Here is a 17,183-nt window from a genome sequence, read left to right as displayed (position 1 = left end):
ATACTATTTATCTTGAGTAGAGAGGTTTAGATAATTTATCATTACAGAAGAAACACCGAATAACTCACTATATTTATCCCATTTTTTAGAGGAAAATTCAGATGAATGGCCCATTATTAAGCCTTGATCGCATTGATTTAAAAATTTTGGATATTCTTCAAACAGATGGGCGTATTTCGAACAGTAAATTAGCCGAACTTGTGAATTTATCTCCAACTGCTGTCATGGCACGAGTCCAAAAGCTAACGAAGGATGAATTCATCTTGGGATATGAGGCTAAGTTAAACCCTGTTAAGTTAAATGCTAATTTTTTGGTGTTTGTTGAAATATTACTGGATAAAACGACACCTAATGTTTTAGATGAGTTTATTGATGCTGTGGTGCATTATCCGGAAATTGTTGAGTGTCATATGGTCAGTGGGGGCTTCGATTTTTTAATTAAATTACGAAGTGCTAGTATGGAAGAGTTTAGACGTATTGCAGGGCAAGTGTTATGGCAGTTACCTGGGGTAAAAGAAACCCGTAGTTATCCAGTGATGCAAGTCGTGAAGGATACTTCAAAAATTAAAATCAAAACTAAAAATAAATAAAGGGGCCGAAGCCCCTTAGTTTATTTAGATAGATTATACGCTTTCTTTGTAGAGTTTATCTGCTTGTTCAAAGCGTCCAGTTACTGTTGTATTTGGCGCTTTAGTTAAAAGACTCACAACAACGATGCTGATAAATGCAAGGATAAAGCCAGGAATAATTTCGTAAACACCAGTGTCTGCAAAAAGATTTTTCCAGCCAATTACCACAACTGCACCAACGATCATACCTGCTAAAGCACCTTGTAAATTCATACGTTTCCAGAACAATGACAAGATGATAAGCGGACCAAACGCTGCACCGAAGCCAGCCCATGCATAAGCAACAAGACCAAGAACCTTACTATCTGGGTTACCTGCAAGAATAATTGCAAGAACAGCAATAACAAGAACCATTACACGGCCAACCCATACCAGCTCTTTTTGAGATGCATTTTTACGAAGGAAACCTTTGTATAAATCTTCAGTTAGAGCACTTGAACATACCAAAAGTTGACAGCTTAACGTGCTCATAACAGCAGCTAAAATTGCAGCCAAAATGATACCAACAATCCATGGATTGAATAAAATTTTAGTCAATTCCATAAATACAGTTTCAGGGTTTTTGCTCACAACTGCCGCTAATTCAGGGTGTTGCTCAAAATAAGCAATACCGAAGAAACCAGCACCTACAGCACCCATTAAGCATAAAATCATCCATGTCATACCGATACGACGAGCAGCAGGAATAGATTTTACTGAATCTGCTGCCATGAAACGTACAAGGATGTGTGGTTGACCAAAGTAACCAAGGCCCCATGCCATGGAGGATAAAACTGCTACCACACCAAAATCTGAGATGAGATTAAATGCATGCGGACGTGCAGTTTCAATGAGAGTAACAAAATGAGTTGTGTCCCCGATCGCAAGGTAAGTCACGATTGGCGTTAATATCAGGGCAAAAATCATCAATCCAGCTTGGAATGTATCAGTCCAGCTAATTGCTAAGAATCCACCGATACAAACATAACTGATGGTTGCAATAGCACTAAGCCAAATTGCAGTGTTGTATGACATACCGAATAAATTTTCAAATAAACGGGCGCCCGCCACCATGCCTGAAGCACAGTAAATAGCGAAGAAAACCAAGATGATAACGGCAGAGAAAATACGAAGTACTTTTTTCTGGTCATCAAAACGGCTTGTAAAATAATCTGGCAAAGTTAATGCATTGTTTTGAATTTCAGTATGAACGCGTAATCGACCAGCAACCAGTAGCCAGTTAAGCCAAGCACCGATAATAAGACCAATTGCAATCCACGCTTCAGATAGACCAGAAAGATAAATTGCTCCTGGTAAGCCCATGAGTAGCCAGCCACTCATGTCTGATGCGCCTGCGGATAACGCAGTAACGAAACTGCCTAAACTACGACCACCAAGAATATAATCTGAGAAGTCGCTTGTAGCACGGTAGGCAAATAAGCCAATAAGTACCATTGCTACGATGTACACCATAAACATGATGAGGGTGGGATCAAAATAACTCATGATGGATGTGTGTCCTTATATCCATAATCCGTGATTGTAACCTAATCCAGGTCGCTGTTTTCTTGTACGGCATTCAAGAGGTTGAGATTCAACCACAAAAGAATTTTTTTGCTCTGTTGTTTTTATATTGTATTTTTTGTAGTTTTGTGTAAATAAATATAATTGAAATTATAAATTTAAAAATATATTATTAATCATGTATTTATGATTTTTTAATATTTTATTTTTTTGAATTATCTTGAGAGAAATAAGTTTTTAAAAAAATAACTCTATATTTGGTTACAAAGTGAATGGAGAATAAAATTTTATTGCACGAAATTAGAACAAAGCTAGAAAATTTTGTCCCAAAAATAATAATTTTTATTCAAATTAAATTTATTTAGTACTTAAAAATAGCAGTCAATTGGTTAAATTCTTAAAAAGTTCATGCATTCCTTGAGTAGCTGACATCTTTAACAATTCATATTGTTGGGGAACACGCACATGATCTGCTTTGGGATCTATATAATAAGCTTTACATTGATCTGTAATTTCATGCACTAATCCTGCAACCGGATATACGCTTAATGTCGACCCGATTACAATAAAAACATCTGCACTTTGCACTAATCTAATTGCTTCTTCATAAGCCGGTACAGCTTCACCAAACCAGACTACATGTGGGCGAAGGGGATATCCATCTGGGCAAAGGTCGTGTTCTAAGTCTAATTTCCAACCCTTAATCTCATAAAACTGAGTTGTGAATTGTGCCTTTGGCCCCGAGCTTTTTGCTAACCGAATGTTTCCATGCAAATGTAAAACGTTGGAACTTCCTGCGCGTTCATGCAAATCATCAATGTTTTGAGTAATAACTTGTACTTCAAAATAGTCTTGTAGCTTGGAAATATATTGATGGGCTGAATTAGGTTGCGATTCTAAAATATTTTTGCGTCTTTCATTATAAAAGCGTTGAACTAAAGAAGGGTTCTTTTGCCATGCTTCAGCTGTGGCAACTTGCTGAATGTCATAATTTTCCCATAGACCATTACTGTCACGAAAAGTGCTAATTCCACTTTCGGCACTCATACCCGCGCCAGAGAATACAACAAGTTTTGTCATATAGGTCACCGAATCAGATAACTGATTTTAAATTAACTGCATAAACAAAGAAAAAAACCAGTCTAAATCTAAACTGGTTTTTATTAAATCTTGAAAACTATACCTATCTTATAGGCCAGCTTCATATTCCGCATTTGTTAAAAGTTTTTCAACATCTGCAATATTGTCTGGTTTGATTTTATAAATCCAGCCTTTGCCGTATGGATCATCATTTACAAAATCAGGATCATCTTCAAGGTCAGTATTTACTTCTACTACAGTGCCTGAAACAGGAGCATGGATGTCTGAAGCAGTTTTCACTGATTCAACAACTCCAGCTTGTTCGCCAGCTGTAACTTGACTACCAACTTCAGGAGTTTCGACATACACCAAATCGCCAAGCTCATCTTGTGCGTGGTCAGTAATCCCTGTAATAACAAGATCACCTTCAATTTTTACCCACTCATGTGTACGTGCATACTTCAGTTCCGAAGGGTGATTCATGGTAACTCCTTAAGCTTGTGTCCAATAGTTTTAAACATTATAAGTATGGGTCTTTACGCCAGTTGCTTGGGCTGCGGCCACTCCAGCGTTTAAAAGCACGGCTAAAATTTGCAACGTCCGAATAGCCAAGTTCATCTGCAATCTGTTCAAGACTATAATCTGTACGCGAAAGCAAAGATGTTGCATGTCGATAGCGTACTTCATCAACTAATGTAGAAAAGGAAGTTCCTTCTGCTGCCAATTGACGTTTAAGTGTGCGGTCCGACATATGTAGGCATTCTGCTACATTTTCTATGCTTAAATAATGTTGTTCAGAATTACTTAAAATATCACGAACTCGCATTGCTAAACGTCGGCGCTCACCCAAAGCGGAAAGTTCAGCTTCACATTGGTTAATCGCAACTTGACTTGCAATAGGGTCGGCGTTGACTAATTTAAGTCCTAAATATTTTTTATCAAAACTTGAAATTAAATGTGGTTGGTTAAAGCGAATTGTGCTGCTTAGTTTATTTTTATATTTGTCAAAACCTTCTGGCTCTGGAAAATCTAAGTCTACATCCCCAGCTAAATCTTCAATGCCAGTCATAGCTTTTGCCATGCTCATGATACCAATGGTTAAACCTAAAACGATTTCTGTACGTAAAGGCTCAAGTTCAATATCACACTGTAATTGTAAGGTCGCCTTGGGTCCAAATGTTGAGAAATATAATTGTAAAAAGGGCAAGCGTAGCTGAATAAAGCGTGCTGCAAGAGCAATTGCTTCTGTAATATCTTTGGCTGTCATAATTGCATAGCCAATGAAACCATGAATTGAAATACGCATTTGAGTACCAAGATGGTAACCCAAAGTCGTTTCACCAGTTAGTTTAAGAGCGTGTTTAACCAGTTCATTTGCTACTGGTGTAGAAATACGATAGTCAGGGTCAGCCAGTTGCTCGCTTGTAAGATGAAATGGAGCAAATAATGTTTCATCGTTGTATCCCCAACGTGAAACGACATCTAATAGCAATAGGCCATAGACACCCGGAATACCCTGATCTTGACGAGCTGAGGTAATTTTCATATGCGTTCCATTGCTCTCATCAATTTTTCACATGCATTTCTTACACATCTTGTCATGAAATATAATCTGAGTTTATAAAAACTGTTAGACAATCATATCAACCATTTTTAAACATTCTTTTTAAAGACAACAATTTTTGTTGTTGAAATAAGTAAGACATCCCCATGTTGATTTAAGGCTTGTGTAACGTAACTTACAATACCACGATCTAATTTTGTTTTGGATGGGGTGATAGCTGAAATTTCTGTTTCAACATGAATTCTATCACCCGGTCGAGTGGGGCGTGGCCACCGCAAACTAGATTCTGAACCTATCAAACCTCCATGAATAGGCATGCATTCGGTCCATAAACGCATAGTGATGGCAGAAGTGTGCCAACCACTGGCAGCAATCCCTTGAAAAATAGGATCATGCTTAGCTTGCTCTTCATCTATATGAAATGGTTGAGGGTCATAGGAGTTTGCAAATTTTTTGATTTCATCTAAGGTGATTTCATATTCACGACTAATAAAACGATCACCAATTTTCAAATCTTCTAAATAAAGCATTAATCTTGACCCTGTAAAACTTTTTGTTCAATTAGGAAGCCGCCTGTTTGACGTTTCCATAATTGTGCATATATTCCATTTTGCGCAATTAACTCTTCATGTGTTCCTTGCTCAGCAATTTGGCCTTCATCAAGAACAATTAAACGATCCATTTGTGCAATAGTAGATAATCGGTGTGCAATTGCAATAACAGTTTTATCAACCATAAGGTCATTTAAACTTGACTGGATAGCTGCTTCAACTTCTGAATCTAATGCACTAGTGGCTTCATCTAAAATGAGAATAGGGGCATCTTTTAAAAATACACGTGCAATAGCAATACGTTGTCTTTGACCACCAGAAAGTTTTACACCACGTTCACCTACTTGAGCGTCATATCCATTACGACCCTTTAAATCTACCAATTGAGGTATAAATTCGGCGGCTTTTGCTTTCTTTACAGCATTTTTCATATCGGCATCAGATGCATCTGGACGTCCATACTTAATATTTTCAGCGACTGAGCGATGTAATAAAGACGTATCTTGTGTTACCAAGGCAATATTAGCTCTTAGACTATCTTGAGTCACATCTTCAATATTTTGCCCATCAATTAAAATTGCACCTTGTTTAAGATGATAAAAATGTAAAAGCAACTGAATAAGCGTAGATTTGCCTGCTCCAGAACGTCCAACAATTCCTATCTTTTCACCAGCTTTAATTTTTAAGTTGAAGTGATTAATCACATTTTTATTGTTATAAGCAAAGCTAACATCTTTAAATACAATCTCACCTTGGCTTACTTCAAGTGTTTTTGCATCAGGTTTGTCTTGAATATTAATTTTTTTACCTAATGTTTGCATACCATCTTGAATGGTTCCAACATTTTCAAATAATGCGGACATATGCCACATCATAAACTCAGCCATACTATTAAGTTTTAAAATCATGGCAGTAGTCGCTGCAATTACACCTAATGCTGCTAAACCTTGAGTCCATAGCCAAACTGAGGTACCAATAACGCCAATAAATAAGACGGCTGATAGCATGTTGATACTTATTTCAAAAAGAGTGCCTAAACGCATCTGAGCATAGACTGTTGTCATAAACTCTTTCATTGATGCTTTTGCATATTGGCTCTCACGTCCAGCATGAGCAAATAATTTAACTGTTTGAATGTTGGTGTAAGCGTCGGTAACGCGACCAGTCATAATTGATCTAGCGTCGGCTTGCTGCTGAGATACTTTACTTAAACGTGGAATAAAGAACCACGCACTTAATAAGAATAAGGTTAACCAAACTAAAAGTGGTATTAGCAAAATTGTTGAAATTGAGCCCAGAACAATACTAACGGTAATAAAGTAAATAGCGACGTAAGCCAACATATCGCCCAAAATAATCCAGAATTCACGAATGGCTAGAGCCGTTTGCATAACTTTTGCAGAAAGTCGACCAGCAAAGTCGTTATGAAAAAAATCTAAGCTTTGTTTCAATAAAAGATTATGGAAACGCCAACGCAAACGCATTGGAAAAGTACTATATAAAATCTGATGTTTTACAATAGATTGAATATTTACAAAAAAGATATTGGTAAATAAAACACCAATTAAGAGTAGTAAATCAGTCGTGTGCTGACTTAAAAAACTTTCAGGGCGACTACTACTTAACCAATCTACGAGTTGTCCAATCTTTGAAAAAAGTAAGGCTTCAAAGCTTGCTGCACCTGCTGTAAAAAGAATAAGTAAGAATAAGTAAGGGCGTAAGCCTTCCGTTGCTTGCCAGACAAATGGAAAAAAACGAGTTGGTAAAGGTTCATCCAGACCTTTTGTTGGGTAGGGATCTACAAGTTTTTCAAACCACTTCAGCATGAATTACTACCTTTAAGACAAAAGCCACTTAATTAAGTCTTTGCAATTAAATTTACAAAAAAGTCAGTTAGATCAAGATCACTTCGGTTTTCGATCTTTTGAATATGCGCAAATACACATGAACTGATTATGTTGTACGTCATTCATTAGTACATGACGTAAATTTGGATGCCTGAAGAAATCTTCAAGAATGTCGCGAAGACTTAAAAAATTATGATTTATTATATCGGGATTAATAGATAAAGTGGTGAAGGAATTTATTCTTTAAGTATTTTTTCTTACTATTTTGAACATTTGTTAAATTAATACTTTTTAATCCCATTCGAAAAAGGCCTTTATATTTGCATCATAAAGGCCCTTGTATGTGTTACCACATTAAATCATCAGGAATAACATAGGCTGCATAAGGATCTTCTTCATTTGTGGTTTGTTCATTGGACTCCGCATTGTTCAATAAAATAAACCCTTTCATCTTCTGATCAATTTTTTCAGCTAATGCTTTAGGTAAGTAAGCATATTGATTTTGATCTTTAGCAATGAGCAAACTGCCTGAAACAAGGGCATTATATATTTGCTGAGAAATATATACCTTCTTGATTTTACCCTCATCAATAAATTGATAAACACTATCACCATCAGTATTTGAAATTTTATGATGCTTAATCATTTGAATGATTGATGCTTTTAGGGCTTTTTCCTCAAGTTGTTGTTGTTTTTCTAAGTTTAAAGCCTGGTCTTTAGCTAACTTTTCTTGTTGAGCTTTTTCAATATTTGCTTTGATTTCGGGCTCATTGCTTTGACCGATACGTTGTTCGTGATGAGCTTGTTTTGTTAATTTTTTTGCTTTTTTATTATCCACTAACCCTGCTTTTAGTAGCTGGGCTTGTAAGGCATTTTTAACCATGACTTAATCCTTATGTGAAGTTGAAGGGCTATAGAAGTAAACTACCCAGTAAGAAATACTTAAGACTAAGCTTAAAGTTGCTGGCAATAAAAATGCTTGTAACTTTAAATGTGGATATACCAGCGCGGCAAGAATTCCACCAAGCAGAAAACCTGCAAAAATAAGTAAGTGTAAAACTATACGCCGGTTTTCTACAGGTAAGCCTCTGGCTTTATATCCAAGTGCTAAACCAATATCTGTTAAAACGCCAGATAGATGGGTAGTTCGAATAATGGTTCCTTTATAATGGCTCACCATTGCATTTTGAAGGCCCATTGCTGTACAAGCCCATAATAATCCATAGCGTGGAAAATAAGGAAGTAATATCCAACAAAGAAAAATGAATAAAGCAACAAGACTCAAGGGTAAGCCATAGCGACGACCTAGTCGAAAATGGCTACTCCCTAAAATAAAACCACTATAAAATGAACCGCAAACATAACAAATGATCACCAGAAGCAGGAAAATGATATGTTCTGGTTGCCACTCTACCAAACTCATAGCTAGCATACTAACGTTGCCAGTCATATGTGAAATAGATTGATGCAAAAGGGTAATTAGCCCTAATACATTAATCATTCCAGCATTGAATGCCAGTAAAAAGGCCCCAAGTTGGAACCAGTTTGGTAGACGCTGAAATGGCATTTTGTTTAGGAAGTTTGTTTAGAACGAATATCTACAGCTGCGGTAAATAAAACGTCCGTAGAAGAGTTAAGAGCTGTTTCTGTAGAGTCTTGCAATACACTGATAATCATACCAATAGCCACTACTTGCATAGCAATTTCAGTTGAAATGCCAAATAAACTACAAGCTACTGGAATTAGAAGTAAAGAACCACCAGCTACACCAGAAGCACCGCAAGCTGAAATTGTAGCAACAACTGATAAGATGAGCATTGTTGCAAAATCAACATGAATTCCAAGCGTATGTACAGTTGCTAGTGTGAGTACAGTAATTGTCACTGCTGCACCAGCCATATTTACTGTCGCACCTAATGGAATAGAGACGCTTGCTGTTGATGGATTAACGCCTAAGCGCTCTGCCAGATCTAAGTTAACAGGAATATTGGCTGCTGAGCTTCGTGTAAAGAAAGCAGTAATCCCACTTTCTTTAAGACATTTAAATACGAGAGGGTATGGATTCCCACGTATAGTAAGTGCAACAAGAATTGGATTGATAACTAAAGCAACAAAGAACATCGTACCTAACAGTACTACTAATAATTGCGCATAACTTTCAAGCGTTGCGAGACCAGCATCTGCAAAAGTCACTGCAACCAAACCGAAAATACCGACAGGTGCAAAAGCAATTACTTTATGAATAATAGCACTAACAGCATGTGCAACATCCTGCATGACTTGTTTTGTGGTGTCTGAGCTATGGCGCATCGCTAAACCAAGGCCAATTGCCCACGCTAAAATACCAATAAAGTTTGCTTCACTAATGGCTTGAACAGGGTTGGCAATAAAGCTTAAAAGCAAGTTTTTCAGAATGTCAGCTAAACTTCCTGGTACTTGCAAATCATTGTGCGAAACAGTGTTGAGGAATAAAGTACTAGGAAAAGAAAGACTAACAATCATAGCTGTGAAAGCAGCAAGCAACATACCTACCACATATAAAATCATGATTGGACGTAAATTCGCACTATGACCCACCTGAAAGTTGGCAATAGAAGAAAGTACTAATACAAATACTAAAATAGGGGCAACAGACTTTAATGCTTTAATAAAAAGCTCACCAAATAAACTTAAATATGGCGTAATGTCTGGAAATAGTAATGCAACGCCAATACCTAAAATAATGGCGATAATAATCTTGGCTACCAAGCTTAATCGAGAAAGGAATTCAAGCATATAAAGACCTTATTAACCTATTCATGGCTAAAGGTTGAACAAGCGGAGTATTTTATACTTAAGTTATGGGAATCTTAAGCTTTTTTATGCAAACTAGAGGTTTTTATAGTAGATGGTAATATTAAGTCATTGTTTTAGTTTTGGTTAATTTTTAATTTTAACTTTTTTTATTGGAGGCTTTGCTTGTTAATTGTTCATCAAGAAAACGAATTATATCAAAAAGTGGTGAAAGTGCCGAAAGAACTCAAAAAGAAATGAATTGATAACAAAATAAATGGTATCGGTGAGGCTTTGGAAAAGCTACGCGAATTTTCAAAACTTTGTGCTTGGACTAAACTCTAAGCTTTCAAGCTGAAAAATCGCATATTTCAGGAAGTTACTAATATTATTATAAATTTATAATTTAAAGATATTATTTACTTGCACAGTACAGTTGGTGAAGCGTATTTAAAATTGAATGCATATTGTCATCCTTAATAGAATAAAAAATTTGCTTACCATCACGACGAGTTGATACAACATCACTTTTACGTAACATCATAAGTTGTTGTGAAAGAGTGGGCTGTGTAATTTGGGTCTTCTCTTCAATCTGTGAGACATTTAGCTCCTCGTAAGCTAAGTGACATAAAATTAATAAACGATCTGTATTAGCCAAAGATTTTAGAATTCCCACGACTGAATCAGCCGCATTTTTCATTTCTTCAATTTGGAGTCCATCTTTCATACTTTATACCTATATCAATATAGCGGGCATAGTATAGATTGATCTTGCAGAAATGAATGTAGCAAAACTAATCAATCCAATTGTTTTTGTTGAAAAGCAATATAAGGGGAACTGATAAATAAGTAGTATTTTTAATTAAAAACAGTTGTTTGTATTTCTTTTGTGTTTAAAGTGTTGCATTGTGTTATAAGTTTAATTGTTAAGTATAAGTGAATTGAAGCCAGCATCAAATAAGCCTTATTTCATTCCGATAAATAGTTAAATCTAATTTATCTTTGAATGAAACAAAAAAAATGATTGAGTTTTTATTTTTTAAATATATAATCTGTTTTGTACAGACAGGTCTGTATATTTTGGTTTAGTAAGGTCGAAAAAAACGTCTAATTTTGAACCAAAATGACTTTCAGACGCAGCGTGATAGATAAGAAGAATATTAATATAAGAAGAAGAATGTCACGCTTTATTTTTAAGCAGCTCTTTCAAAGTCGATTAATTTTTCAACTCGATTCCAATAATCATAAATTTTTATTGAGCCATGCTCGACCTGAGCTTGAATGGTCATACCTTCCAATATATTAACGAGTAGTAAAGATAAAGGACCAGGTTCTTTTACATCATATTGGTTGAGAAGGTCTTGCATGAGTTGAGTCAACCAAGCTTTATACAAAGTGGCAGGTTGATGTGTTGACGGATATTGTTTTAAAACCTCTTCCAAAGCTTTTTGAAACATACAGCCATTAAAATCTTCACTATTAAACCAGTCGGAATACCATAAAAATACTGCTTTAATTCTCGCAAGAGGGTCTAACTCATCATGTTTTGATAAGGCCGAGGTAAGAGAGTTCTGTAAAAGCGTGTTTCGTAGAAGTAGACATTCCTCAATTAATTTTTCTTTTGATGGAAAATGCTTGTAGAAAGTCATTTTTGCAACGCCAGATTCATTAATGATGCGATCCACACCTATAGAATTGTAGCTATACGAGTTAAAAAGTCTTAATGCGGTGTTAATAATGTCATCTTTCTTCGACATATTTTTAGCCTCTCACAAATGAATTGCTATTAGCTTGTGAACTGTGATCTGTATTAATGAAAATCTGGATCTTTAATTTTACAAGGTATTCTTTGTTATTGATAGAAAAAAGATATTATTTTTTTAAACTGTAACGTTTAAATTTTAAGGCAAAAGTAAGTAAGAAATATGTCGTTTTTTAATCATGACGCTTTTCTATTTTTAATTCTCATTTCAAGATTTCTTTAAAGTTTAATAATCTTAACTACATACTATTTAAGATTTTTTTAGATAAATTTAACGAATAATAATTGAATGTATTTTTGAGTTTGCTTGCTAATTTAAAAAAGTAGGTTTTCCACTTTCATGAAAAAACCTACTTTTATTAAAACATTTACTCTGCAGGGGGTAACAGCATCAGAATAGATTCATTTAATAAGTGAGCAACGTTTTCTAGTGTTTCGTCATCATTAAATTGGCTATCAAATGGCAGGCTCTCTCCATTGGCAATCGCTTTTAATTTTTGCACAAAGGGTTCAGCTATAAATAGGACTTCACCATTTCCCCAAAAGTTTAGGATTCCGTTTTGTTCTGTATAAAGTAGTCGAGACGCTGGCTCTAAAAGAACTTCGTATCCTTCGTGTAAAATTTCTTTTAAGTCATCTGCTTCGATTTCATCAGCTTCTGGAATATTATCCGGATATTTAGGTTCACTCATATAAGACATGATAGCGGCATCAAGTGCTGATGAGTCTTGTAATTGAGCTAGAACTAAGTCTTTTAGGTGGCTCAGTTCAGTTGCATTAATTTCACCAATTTGGCTAATCTGTTTGCGCGCAATATCTACAACAGGATTTTGTAGGAGTGTGTTTGCTGAAAATTGATCACTAATACGTTCCATCATTCCTGCAACGTTTGGCATGCGAAAGCCAAATGAGAAAGTTAAGCAATCATCTTCGGCAACGCCATAATGTGCCATTCCAGGCGGAACGTATAGTAAATCACCTGGTGTTAGAACTTCATCAAACTGCACGTCTATTTCTGGTAAAAGTTTTAATGGTTGATTAGGTGCAAATGCAGTATTTACATCGCACATTTGTCCTAATTGCCAACGTCTGTGTCCGTGACCTTGAACTAGAAACACATCATAAAAATCAAAATGTTTTCCAACCGAACCGCCTTTAGGTGCATAAGACACCATAATATCGTCACGGCGCCATTGAGGAATAAAAGGAAATTTTTTCCAAAGTTCAGAAAGGTCAAAAGAGTAGTGGTCTACCGCCTGTACTAAAAGCGTCCATAATTTTGGTAGCTTTTGAAAGTCGCCTTTGGTTAGAGGTGAAGACTTGACGTGCCATTCATTTGGATTTCTATCTTTTTGGCGAAGGAGTCGGGCACTCGCATGTTCTTCCAAAGCAAGTTCTTGCACATCTTGGGGCCCTAAAAGACCTACAATCTCTGGCAATCCGCTACGTACCAGCAAAGGTTTTTTCTGCCAATATTCTGCTAAAAATTGTTCGGCAGTAATACCGCCTAAAACTGCTAAAGGTTCTGTCATGGAAATAACCTATTTATAAAAATATCTAAAATTAAGGAATTTGTAGACCAAGCTGCCTTAAAATATGGCAAAGTTGAATCATGGGTAAACCCATAAGAGTCGTCTGGTCTTGGCCTGTCATTTTTTCGAACAAACTAATTCCCAAACTTTCACACTTAAAGCTACCAGCACAATGAAGTGGTTGATCTAATACAATATATCGTTCAATTTCGGCTTGATTCAAGGTTCGGAATTTAACTTGATAATGTTCAACAAGCGTTTGTTCAAAATTCCCGTCAAGCCATTGCACGCTGAGGGCGGTACTGAAGTAGACAGTTCGACCTGAATTTTCTGCTAACTGTAATTTGGCATTTTCAATGCTCATCGGTTTACCAATAAAGTCATTGGGAGCATGTTCTCGCCATGCGACTTGATCGGAACCAATAATAATTGCATATGGATTTTGTGCAGCAATCACTTGGGCTTTTGTGAAAGCCAGCCTTTTCGCAAGTTCATCGGCATGGGTTTCATTGCGAGGGCTCTCATCAATATCAGGACTCACACAGATATAGTTAATCCCTAAGCGATCCATTAAGGCTTTGCGTGTTTGACTGCTTGATGCCAAAATAATTTGTGGCTGTACCATTACACTGCAAATTCCATTAAAACGTCTAAAGGCACATAGCTTAATACAGCTTGATGACAGGCATGTATTTTAATGGGAGGGGCTTGACCCGCTTGATAAGCTTCTACCCAACGAGTTACACAGATACACCAGAAATCACCGGGCTTTAGGCCAGGGAAATCTACTTCTGGTAAAGGGGTAATAAGATCATTCCCAATTTTTTGTGAAAAATTTAAGAAATCAGAGGTCATTTGCGCACATACAGTATGCTGACCAAGGTCTGTGACTGCTGTGTGGCAAAAGCCATTTCTAAAATAGCCGGTAATAGGGTCGAAACAACAACTTGCTAAAGGTTCCCCTAAAACATTTAAACGATTGATTTGTGGATCTGGATGAATAGACATAATGGATGAAATATCAAATGACTATCTCTATCATAATCAAAACTCGGGCTTTCTACAGCTTTTATGCAAAAAAACTAACCTTTTTTGATGTAATCATTTAAAATTGGCGCGTTTTTAAAATCATAAAGAGAGCTTTACATGAATTTTCAGCGTATGACTGACCTTAACTTAACAGGTAAACGTGTCCTTATTCGTGAAGATTTAAACGTTCCTGTCAAGAATGGTGTGATTACTAGCGATGCTCGCTTGCGCGCGGCATTACCAACTATTAAAGCTGCTTTAGAAAAAGGTGCAGCTGTGATGGTGTTTTCGCATCTAGGTCGTCCTGTTGAAGGTGAACCAAAGCCAGAACAATCACTTGCGCCAGTTGCTGCTTATTTAACAGAAGTATTGGGCCAAGAAGTTAAATTGTTAACAGATTACCTTGATGGCGTAGAAGTTGAAGCTGGTCAAGTCGTACTGCTTGAGAATGTGCGCTTTAACCATGGTGAAAAGAAAAATAATCCAGACCTTGCACAAAAATATGCTGCATTATGCGATGTATTTGTTATGGATGCATTTGGTACTGCTCACCGTGCAGAAGCATCTACTGAAGGTGTAGCTCGTTTTGCTCCTGTTGCAGCAGCTGGTCCTTTATTGGCAGCTGAATTAGATGCACTTGGCCGTGCAATGCAAACTCCTGAAAAACCAATGGTTGCAATTGTTGCAGGTTCTAAAGTTTCAACTAAACTTGATGTTTTAAACTCACTTTCTAGTATTTGTGATCAACTTATCGTTGGTGGCGGTATTGCAAATACATTCTTGGCAGCTGCTGGTTTTAATGTTGGTAAATCATTATACGAAGCTGATTTGGTTGAAACTGCAAAACAAATTGCTACGAAAGTAAGTGTTCCACTGCCTACAGATGTTGTGGTTGCCGATGCATCGCAAATTAATTTTGACGATTTCTTAGGTTCGTTAGCAGCAGCGCAAGCAGTTGTGAAGAAAGTAGAAGATGTAACATCAAATGATATGATTTTAGATGTTGGTCCGGAAACAGCTAAAGCATTTGCAAATATTTTAACAACATCAAAAACGATTCTTTGGAATGGTCCTGTAGGCGTATTTGAAGTTGATCAGTTTGGTGAGGGTACTAAAGCACTTTCTTTAGCTGTTGCTCAATCTGCTGGTTTCTCGATTGCTGGTGGTGGAGATACTTTAGCCGCGATTGATAAATATAACGTTGCTGATCAAATTGGTTATATTTCTACTGGTGGCGGTGCATTCCTTGAGTTTGTTGAAGGCAAGACTTTGCCAGCAGTCGCTGTTTTACTTGAGCGTGCTTAATACTGCTATATAAAAATAAGAAGGGATTGGGTTACCAGTCCCTTTTTTCATGGATAGGTCATTAAACTGTCATATATCTGCAATAAAATAGCGAGCATTAAATCACCAACTGTGGATAATAGTGATGAATTTAAAGCTTACATTTGCTGCTTTGTTAATTGTACCGATGATGTTGAATGCTTGTGCTAAGAAAGATGAAGCATCTCAGGCTGGACAAGAATCGGCAGCTTCTACTGCTGTTTCTGAAAAAGTAACACCTGAGCAACAAGCAGCAATTGATGCGATTGATAAGCCAGTTTTAGATGAAAAGAATACCGATGTGGTTGAAGGTAGTGCACCAAGTGAGGCTGCTGCTTCAGAAACACATTAATTTGTTGTTTTTTGTTAAAAAATCCCTGCATATGCGGGGATTTTTTTTGAAATACTGTGATTTGTTGCTGAATTGAAATAAATGAAAGGGTAGAATAACCCGCACTACCTGGGAGGATATTATGGCACTCATTTCAATGCGCCAGCTCTTGGATCACGCTGCTGAACATAACTACGGCGTACCAGCATTTAACGTAAATAACTTAGAACAAATGCGCGCAATCATGCTTGCCGCGGATGCAACCAATTCACCTGTAATTGTTCAAGCATCAGCTGGAGCTCGCAAATATGCAGGCGCTCCATTCTTACGCCATCTTATTTTGGCTGCAATTGAAGAATGGCCACATATTCCAGTGGTAATGCACCAAGACCATGGTACAAGCCCTGATATTTGTCAGCGTTCAATTCAGCTTGGCTTTAGCTCAGTGATGATGGACGGTTCATTAGGTGTAGATGGTAAAACACCTACATCTTATGAATACAATGTTGATGTAACTCGTAATGTTGTTGCTTTGGCACACGCATGTGGTGTTTCTGTCGAAGGTGAGATTGGCTGTTTAGGTAGCCTTGAAACTGGTATGGCTGGTGAAGAAGATGGTGTGGGTGCGGAAGGTGTACTTGACCACTCACAACTTTTAACTTCTGTTGAAGAAGCGACTCAGTTCGTTGCTGATACAAATGTTGATGCACTAGCAATTGCAGTTGGTACTTCACACGGTGCGTATAAATTTACGCGTCCACCTACAGGCGATATCTTGGCAATTGACCGCATTAAAGAAATTCATGCGGCATTACCAAATACTCACCTTGTAATGCATGGTTCGAGTTCTGTTCCGCAAGAATGGTTAAAGGTAATCAATGAGTTCGGCGGTAATATCGGCGAAACTTATGGTGTACCTGTTGAGCAGCTTGTAGAAGCAATTAAACACGGCGTACGTAAAATCAACATTGATACTGATTTGCGTTTAGCTTCAACTGGTGCGATTCGTCAGTTTATGGCTGAGAATCCATCTGAGTTTGATCCACGCAAATACTTTGCTAAAACAGTTGATACAATGAAGCAAATTTGTATCGATCGTTACGAAGCGTTTGGTACAGCTGGAAATGCTGACAAGATCCGCCCAATTTCTTTAGAGAAAATGGTTGATCGTTATAAATAATTCCCGTTAGGGTTTAATTTATAGAAACCGGTTATTTATATAACCGGTTTTTTATTAGTTAAATTTTATTCATAAAAAAA

The 17,183-nt window shown here is 36.9% G+C and carries 18 protein-coding genes; 4 read left to right on the top strand and 14 right to left on the bottom strand.

The genetic code is table 11. From position 1 onward, the window contains the following. Positions 1-101 precede the first annotated feature (101 nt). Entirely contained in the window at positions 102-590 is a 489-nt protein-coding gene (locus tag RMB03_RS17085) for an Lrp/AsnC ligand binding domain-containing protein (RefSeq protein ID WP_311077013.1), read from the top strand. A gap of 33 nt (positions 591-623) precedes the next feature. Here RMB03_RS17085 and putP read toward each other — a convergent pair whose 3' ends face one another. The 14 genes from putP to RMB03_RS17015 form a co-directional block, all read right to left on the bottom strand. Continuing rightward, positions 624-2,114 (bottom strand): sodium/proline symporter PutP, encoded by a 1,491-nt coding sequence (putP, locus tag RMB03_RS17080; protein WP_151744073.1) that lies wholly within the window; start codon positions 2,112-2,114, stop codon positions 624-626. Positions 2,115-2,513: 399 nt separating this feature from the next. Then, the gene (locus tag RMB03_RS17075; protein WP_311077012.1) at positions 2,514-3,221 is read right to left on the bottom strand and encodes a Sir2 family NAD-dependent protein deacetylase; all 708 of its coding nucleotides are present in this window, start codon (positions 3,219-3,221) and stop codon (positions 2,514-2,516) included. Between the two features lie 99 nt (positions 3,222-3,320). Then, on the bottom strand, positions 3,321-3,695 hold the full coding sequence (gene gcvH / locus RMB03_RS17070; protein ID WP_003651425.1) for a glycine cleavage system protein GcvH: 375 nt from the start codon (positions 3,693-3,695) through the stop codon (positions 3,321-3,323). 37 nt (positions 3,696-3,732) lie between these two features. Further along, positions 3,733-4,758 carry an AraC family transcriptional regulator gene (locus RMB03_RS17065; RefSeq protein ID WP_004642603.1) on the bottom strand — a complete coding sequence of 342 codons (1,026 nt, stop codon included), beginning with the start codon at positions 4,756-4,758 and terminating at the stop codon, positions 3,733-3,735. A 107-nt stretch (positions 4,759-4,865) separates the two neighbouring features. Then, positions 4,866-5,306: a MaoC family dehydratase gene (locus RMB03_RS17060; RefSeq protein WP_003651428.1), complete on the bottom strand. Its 441-nt coding sequence runs from the start codon at positions 5,304-5,306 to the stop codon at positions 4,866-4,868. Continuing rightward, positions 5,306-7,153, bottom strand: coding sequence for an ABC transporter ATP-binding protein (locus RMB03_RS17055; RefSeq protein WP_005041140.1), 1,848 nt, complete (start codon positions 7,151-7,153; stop codon positions 5,306-5,308). Before RMB03_RS17055 ends, RMB03_RS17060 begins: the two co-directional genes overlap by 1 nt. A 367-nt stretch (positions 7,154-7,520) precedes the next feature. Then, positions 7,521-8,057: a DUF2058 domain-containing protein gene (locus RMB03_RS17050; RefSeq protein ID WP_056479590.1), complete on the bottom strand. Its 537-nt coding sequence runs from the start codon at positions 8,055-8,057 to the stop codon at positions 7,521-7,523. Positions 8,058-8,060: 3 nt separating this feature from the next. Next, on the bottom strand, positions 8,061-8,741 hold the full coding sequence (locus RMB03_RS17045; RefSeq protein WP_311077011.1) for a YoaK family protein: 681 nt from the start codon (positions 8,739-8,741) through the stop codon (positions 8,061-8,063). A gap of 5 nt (positions 8,742-8,746) precedes the next feature. Next, positions 8,747-9,949: a serine/threonine transporter SstT gene (gene sstT, locus RMB03_RS17040; protein ID WP_311077010.1), complete on the bottom strand. Its 1,203-nt coding sequence runs from the start codon at positions 9,947-9,949 to the stop codon at positions 8,747-8,749. 412 nt (positions 9,950-10,361) lie between these two features. Continuing rightward, complete coding sequence (locus RMB03_RS17035) at positions 10,362-10,673, bottom strand: metalloregulator ArsR/SmtB family transcription factor (protein WP_002121379.1); 312 nt, start codon at positions 10,671-10,673, stop codon at positions 10,362-10,364. A gap of 466 nt (positions 10,674-11,139) precedes the next feature. Beyond that, on the bottom strand, positions 11,140-11,703 hold the full coding sequence (locus tag RMB03_RS17030) for a TetR/AcrR family transcriptional regulator (RefSeq protein ID WP_017389486.1): 564 nt from the start codon (positions 11,701-11,703) through the stop codon (positions 11,140-11,142). Positions 11,704-12,076: 373 nt separating this feature from the next. Continuing rightward, positions 12,077-13,240, bottom strand: a complete 1,164-nt coding sequence (locus RMB03_RS17025) for a cupin domain-containing protein (RefSeq protein ID WP_311077009.1) — start codon at positions 13,238-13,240, stop codon at positions 12,077-12,079. Positions 13,241-13,271: 31 nt separating this feature from the next. After that, on the bottom strand, positions 13,272-13,865 hold the full coding sequence (locus tag RMB03_RS17020; RefSeq protein ID WP_311077008.1) for a Maf family protein: 594 nt from the start codon (positions 13,863-13,865) through the stop codon (positions 13,272-13,274). Then, positions 13,865-14,248 carry a DUF2237 family protein gene (locus tag RMB03_RS17015; RefSeq protein WP_003651438.1) on the bottom strand — a complete coding sequence of 128 codons (384 nt, stop codon included), beginning with the start codon at positions 14,246-14,248 and terminating at the stop codon, positions 13,865-13,867. The genes RMB03_RS17020 and RMB03_RS17015 overlap by 1 nt, the downstream gene beginning before the upstream one ends. Before the next feature lie 138 nt (positions 14,249-14,386). On the opposite strand from RMB03_RS17015, the gene RMB03_RS17010 reads away from it, so the two are divergent. From RMB03_RS17010 to fba, 3 genes are all read left to right on the top strand, one after another. Then, positions 14,387-15,574 (top strand): phosphoglycerate kinase, encoded by a 1,188-nt coding sequence (locus RMB03_RS17010; protein ID WP_311077007.1) that lies wholly within the window; start codon positions 14,387-14,389, stop codon positions 15,572-15,574. A 124-nt stretch (positions 15,575-15,698) separates the two neighbouring features. After that, a complete protein-coding gene (locus RMB03_RS17005; RefSeq protein ID WP_311077006.1) occupies positions 15,699-15,944 on the top strand; it encodes a hypothetical protein in 246 nt (81 codons plus the stop codon). Between the two features lie 121 nt (positions 15,945-16,065). Beyond that, positions 16,066-17,103, top strand: coding sequence for a class II fructose-bisphosphate aldolase (fba, locus tag RMB03_RS17000; RefSeq protein ID WP_003651441.1), 1,038 nt, complete (start codon positions 16,066-16,068; stop codon positions 17,101-17,103). Positions 17,104-17,183: the final 80 nt, after the last annotated feature.

The sequence above is a fragment of the Acinetobacter sp. V91_7 genome, from assembly GCF_031799075.1.
In the GTDB taxonomy this organism is placed as follows: Bacteria; Pseudomonadota; Gammaproteobacteria; order Pseudomonadales; family Moraxellaceae; genus Acinetobacter; species Acinetobacter calcoaceticus.
The sequence above is the reverse complement of the archived record's forward strand: the minus strand, read 5'-3'. Positions and strand labels throughout refer to the sequence as shown.

What these genes read in the sequence shown, in the direction of transcription:
- RMB03_RS17085 (WP_311077013.1), top strand. Translation starts at nt 102, where the DNA reads ATGAATGGCCCATTATTAAGCCTTGATCGCATTGATTTAAAAATTTTG.
- putP (WP_151744073.1), bottom strand. Translation starts at nt 2,114, where the DNA reads ATGAGTTATTTTGATCCCACCCTCATCATGTTTATGGTGTACATCGTA.
- gcvH (WP_003651425.1), bottom strand. Translation starts at nt 3,695, where the DNA reads ATGAATCACCCTTCGGAACTGAAGTATGCACGTACACATGAGTGGGTA.
- RMB03_RS17065 (WP_004642603.1), bottom strand. Translation starts at nt 4,758, where the DNA reads ATGAAAATTACCTCAGCTCGTCAAGATCAGGGTATTCCGGGTGTCTAT.
- RMB03_RS17060 (WP_003651428.1), bottom strand. Translation starts at nt 5,306, where the DNA reads ATGCTTTATTTAGAAGATTTGAAAATTGGTGATCGTTTTATTAGTCGT.
- RMB03_RS17055 (WP_005041140.1), bottom strand. Translation starts at nt 7,153, where the DNA reads ATGCTGAAGTGGTTTGAAAAACTTGTAGATCCCTACCCAACAAAAGGT.
- RMB03_RS17050 (WP_056479590.1), bottom strand. Translation starts at nt 8,057, where the DNA reads ATGGTTAAAAATGCCTTACAAGCCCAGCTACTAAAAGCAGGGTTAGTG.
- RMB03_RS17045 (WP_311077011.1), bottom strand. Translation starts at nt 8,741, where the DNA reads ATGCCATTTCAGCGTCTACCAAACTGGTTCCAACTTGGGGCCTTTTTA.
- sstT (WP_311077010.1), bottom strand. Translation starts at nt 9,949, where the DNA reads ATGCTTGAATTCCTTTCTCGATTAAGCTTGGTAGCCAAGATTATTATC.
- RMB03_RS17035 (WP_002121379.1), bottom strand. Translation starts at nt 10,673, where the DNA reads ATGAAAGATGGACTCCAAATTGAAGAAATGAAAAATGCGGCTGATTCA.
- RMB03_RS17030 (WP_017389486.1), bottom strand. Translation starts at nt 11,703, where the DNA reads ATGTCGAAGAAAGATGACATTATTAACACCGCATTAAGACTTTTTAAC.
- RMB03_RS17025 (WP_311077009.1), bottom strand. Translation starts at nt 13,240, where the DNA reads ATGACAGAACCTTTAGCAGTTTTAGGCGGTATTACTGCCGAACAATTT.
- RMB03_RS17020 (WP_311077008.1), bottom strand. Translation starts at nt 13,865, where the DNA reads ATGGTACAGCCACAAATTATTTTGGCATCAAGCAGTCAAACACGCAAA.
- RMB03_RS17015 (WP_003651438.1), bottom strand. Translation starts at nt 14,248, where the DNA reads ATGTCTATTCATCCAGATCCACAAATCAATCGTTTAAATGTTTTAGGG.
- RMB03_RS17010 (WP_311077007.1), top strand. Translation starts at nt 14,387, where the DNA reads ATGAATTTTCAGCGTATGACTGACCTTAACTTAACAGGTAAACGTGTC.
- RMB03_RS17005 (WP_311077006.1), top strand. Translation starts at nt 15,699, where the DNA reads ATGAATTTAAAGCTTACATTTGCTGCTTTGTTAATTGTACCGATGATG.
- fba (WP_003651441.1), top strand. Translation starts at nt 16,066, where the DNA reads ATGGCACTCATTTCAATGCGCCAGCTCTTGGATCACGCTGCTGAACAT.